Origin of the sequence: Salipiger sp. HF18 (genome assembly GCF_011806505.1) — a bacterium.
GTDB classification, from domain to species: Bacteria; Pseudomonadota; Alphaproteobacteria; order Rhodobacterales; family Rhodobacteraceae; genus Salipiger; species Salipiger thiooxidans.
The window spans coordinates 1-3,993 of record NZ_JAATOS010000368.1; the positions used below are offsets into that span (position 1 = coordinate 1).

A 3,993-nucleotide genomic window follows, 5' to 3' on the forward strand; every position below is an offset into this window, starting at 1 on the left:
CGAGCCCGACACTGCGCAGGGTGGCGAGCGCCTCGGTCAGATCCTCGTGGTTGCCGTCGGCGCCCGAGCCGAAAAGCTGCATCGCGCGCAGGATGGCCTCGCCCAGCCGGCCCTGCTGCAACATGCGCGCAAGCTCGGCGGGCGGGGTGGGATCCTGCCACGCGCGGGCGACGGCGGCATCGAGCGCGGCCTCGGGCAGCGGATCGGGGGCGGTGCCGCGCGCCACGGCGGCGGCGGTCGCAAGGCGCCCGGTGCTGGTGGTGACCTGCGTCGCGGCAGCCTCATAGCCGGCAGAGAGCAGGGCCGCGCGCGTGGCGAGTGTCGCGGCGCGACCCTCGAGCTTCCGCTGGCCCAGCTCTTCGCCGAAGAGTTCGGCCAGCGGCACCAGAAGCCCCGCGCTGCGCATCTGCGACCAGGCGCGCACCAGCGCGGGCTCCACCAAGTCGGGGCGGTCGCTTTCCAGCGCCGTCTCGAGGTCCTGGATCGCGTCGACCCGGTCCCAGACCCCGCCCGAGGCCGCGGCATCGCGGTCGGAATAGAGCCCGAGCAGGCGGTTGGGTGACAGCGCGCCGCGCTGCGCCAGCCGTTCGGCGGCCAGGAGCTGCGCCCGCCAGCCGCTGCGCCCCGAAAGATCGGCGGCGGCGAATTCGCGCGGCAGCGGCTGGGTGGGAAGCGTCTCGCCCACCGCCTCGAACAGCCGGAATTGCAGCGGCGTCGGTTGCGCCGGCGGCGGCACCGGATCGGCGCCATCGGCGAGCGAGGGCTCGAGGAATCTGGTCAGCAGCTCGGAATCGCGGTCGTTGAGTTGCCCCAGCGCGCGGGCGGTGCCCAGCACCGTTGCGGCGTGGTCCCAGTCGCCGACGCGGGCGTCGCAGTAGATCCGCGTGGCCAGATCGCTCGACAGCTCGGGCTTGTCCTGCAGCGCGCGGCAGGCGGCCTCGTCGTCGCCGGAGAGCAGCGACAGGTCGAACCAGCGGGCAAAGAGCTCGGGATCCGAGCTGCCGTCCGCGCGGTCCACCAGCGCGAGGCCGGGATCGACCGCGCCTTCCGACAGCAGCCGGTCGAGCCGCGCCGCCAGCAGCGGGGCGCCGTCGCCCGAGCCGCGGGGTGCGTCGGCCTCGGCCAGCAGCAGCGTGAAGAGCAGCGCCGACAGCGCCGGCACCGCCGGATCGACGTCATGGAGAAGCGGCACCAGAACCGACGCCTCGCTGGCGCGCCAGAGGCTGGGCGGCAGGCCGGTGACCGACATGGGCAGGAGCCCAGCCGATTCCGGCGAGGGCTGGCCCAGCTGCTGCACCTCGACCTCGGGGCTGGTGACGGAACTCGCCACCGGCGGCTCGTCGAGCCTGAGCGGCGGCAAGCGGCCGTTCGATTGCGGCAGCCCGAACATCGGCGTCGCGCCCGGCTGCTGCGGCTGCATCACCGCGGGCGCATTCGCCGTCCCGTCGTCGTTGAGCCAGTCGATGGCCGACATGGGGGATTGCGCCGCGAGAGGGCCCGCGGCGGCAATGAACAGCGTCAGAAGGAGGGGCTCAGTCCGCATCGAGCTCCACAGGCTGGCGAATCTCCGTCTGCGGCGGCGAAAAATCCGCCCCGAAGAACGGTCCGACATAGGCATAGCCCACCAGTCCGATCCCGCAGAGGATCAGAAGTATGAACAGCCATTTGATGATACGTCCCATTATGCTCGCTGGTCCTGCCTCGTGTCTTTTTCAGAACTTATACCTAGCCTTTTCGGCAAACTCACGTCATTCACGGCCTCGAAAGTCAGAATTGGCGATGGATGGCCGAGATACAAGGGTGCAGGCACTCAAGCTGAAAAAGACCGTGGTCCTCGTGGGCATGATGGGCGCGGGCAAAACGGCGGTCGGCAAGGCCCTGGCGCACGCCCTGCGTGTGCCGTTTCGCGATTCGGATGCCGAGATCGAACTGGCCGCGAACATGACCATCGCCGAGATCTTCTCGCGCGATGGCGAGCCCTTCTTTCGCGAAAGGGAAAGCCAGGTGATCGCACGGCTGCTCGATGGCCGGCCCTCGGTGCTGTCCACTGGCGGCGGTGCCTACATGCGCGAGGAAAACCGCCGCATGATCACCAAGCGCGGCGTCGCGGTCTGGCTGGATGCGGCGCTGCCAGTGCTGTGGAACCGGGTGAAGCACAAGGACACGCGTCCTCTGCTGCGCACCGCCGATCCCCATGCCACGCTGCGTGAGATCTACTGCAAGCGGGTGCCGATCTACGCGCTGTCTGACCTCACCGTGTCCTCGGAACAGGGCAAGTCGGTGGATGCGATGGCGCAGCGGGTGATCGAGGCGCTGAAGACGCGCCCGGATGTGTTGACGGAGGAAGACGGGGAATGACCGGAACGGTTCACGTGGCGCTCGGCGAGCGCGCCTATGACGTGCGCATCGGAGAGGGGCTGCTGGCCCGTGCCGGTGCCGAGATCGCGCCGCTGCTGAAGCGCCCGCGCGTGGTGATCGTCAGCGACGAGACCGTCGCCGAGGCGCATCTGGCGACGCTGACGCAGGCGCTCGAGGCCGAAGGCATCGGCTCGGCGGCGCTGACCCTGACGCCGGGCGAGGCGACGAAATGCTGGCGCGAGCTCGAGCGCGTGGTCGAGTGGCTTCTGGCCCAGAAGGTCGAGCGCCGCGACGTGGTGATCGCGCTTGGCGGCGGCGTCATCGGCGACCTCGTGGGCTTCGCGGCGGCGGTGCTGCGCCGGGGCGTGCGCTTCGTGCAGATCCCGACATCGCTGCTGGCGCAGGTCGACAGCTCGGTCGGCGGCAAGACCGGCATCAATTCGCCCGCCGGCAAGAACCTGATCGGCGCCTTTCACCAGCCCTCGCTGGTGCTGGCCGACATCGACGTTCTCCAGACCCTCACCGACCGCGATTTCCTCGCGGGCTACGGGGAGGTGGTGAAATACGGCCTACTCGGCGATGCGGCGTTCTTCGAGTGGCTCGAGGACAACGCCGGTGCGGTGGAATCCCGGGATCCCGCGGCGCTGACCCACGCGGTCACCCGCTCGGTCGAGATGAAGTCCGGGATCGTGGTGCGCGACGAGACCGAGCAGGGCGACCGGGCACTCCTCAACCTCGGCCATACCTTCTGCCACGCGCTCGAGGCGGCCACCGGATATTCCGACCGGCTGCTGCACGGCGAGGGCGTCGCCATCGGCTGCGCGCTGGCCTTCGAGCTGTCGTCGCGGCTCGGGCTCTGCCCGCAGGAGGATCCGTCCCGTCTGCGCGTGCACCTGCGCGAGATGGGGATGAAAGCGGATCTGGCCGACATTCCCGGCGAACTGCCTTCGGCCGAGGCGCTCTACGAGCTCATGGGGCAGGACAAGAAGGTGATCGACGGGGCCATTCGCTTCATCCTTGCCCGCGGCATCGGCGAGGCCTTCGTCTCGTCCGACGCCCCGCGCGAGACGGTGCTGGGCGTGCTGCGCGACGGCCTCGCCGGGCGCTGATCCTCAGAGCGCGTCGCGGACCGAGCGCAGGGCCCCTTCGACGGTGCGCAGAGCATCGCGGCGCGCATCCCCGATGATCGCCGCGCCTTCGCGCCGTCGCGAGGCGCCGCCGGCATCGCAGGGGCACCAGCCGCTGGCATCGGTGAGCCCCGCCGCACGGGCGATGAGCCCGGCCTGTTGGGGCGGCACGAAATTCACCACATCGGCCTCGATCCGGCCCGCGTCGGTCTCGATCCGGCCGCGGTCGGTGTCGACCGACAGCACCGTGGCGCGCAGCCACCGGCCCTTGCCCTGTTGCCCGAGACTGCCGTCGCCGCCGTCCAGAACCGTCAGCCGTGCCTCCGGGCGATGTGTCGCCAGCCACGCGGCCAGCGCCCCGACGCGGGCCAGCGCCGCGTCGGGCTGGGCGAGCTGCGCGGGCAGGCGGAGCACCACGTGGCCACGCTCGGGCAGGGAGCAGAGCTGCGCCTGCAGCCGTAGCACCTCGCGGGCGCTGCCCCGGGCGGCGTGCCAGAGGTGGCGGGTG

At 70.8% G+C, this 3,993-nt stretch carries 4 protein-coding genes and 1 pseudogene; 2 read left to right on the forward strand and 3 right to left on the reverse strand.

Features of this window, described 5'->3' with window-relative positions:
• Both HC022_RS20635 and HC022_RS20640 read right to left on the reverse strand, forming a co-directional pair.
• Positions 1-1,543 (reverse strand): hypothetical protein (locus HC022_RS20635; RefSeq protein WP_254885200.1); only part of this gene is annotated, 1,543 nt, incomplete at its 3' end.
• On the reverse strand, positions 1,533-1,682 hold the full coding sequence (locus HC022_RS20640; RefSeq protein WP_008884661.1) for a hypothetical protein: 150 nt from the start codon (positions 1,680-1,682) through the stop codon (positions 1,533-1,535). The genes HC022_RS20635 and HC022_RS20640, both read right to left, overlap by 11 nt.
• Before the next feature lie 97 nt (positions 1,683-1,779).
• Here HC022_RS20640 and HC022_RS20645 point away from each other — a divergent pair, with 97 nt between their 5' ends.
• Both HC022_RS20645 and aroB read left to right on the forward strand, forming a co-directional pair.
• Positions 1,780-2,358, forward strand: coding sequence for a shikimate kinase (locus tag HC022_RS20645; protein WP_040383999.1), 579 nt, complete (start codon positions 1,780-1,782; stop codon positions 2,356-2,358).
• Positions 2,355-3,467, forward strand: coding sequence for a 3-dehydroquinate synthase (gene aroB / locus HC022_RS20650; RefSeq protein WP_008885715.1), 1,113 nt, complete (start codon positions 2,355-2,357; stop codon positions 3,465-3,467). The genes HC022_RS20645 and aroB overlap by 4 nt, the downstream gene beginning before the upstream one ends.
• 3 nt (positions 3,468-3,470) lie before the next feature.
• Here the strand turns inward: aroB and HC022_RS20655 are convergent.
• Positions 3,471-3,993: pseudogene (locus HC022_RS20655) on the reverse strand (sulfide dehydrogenase); the annotation flags it as partial.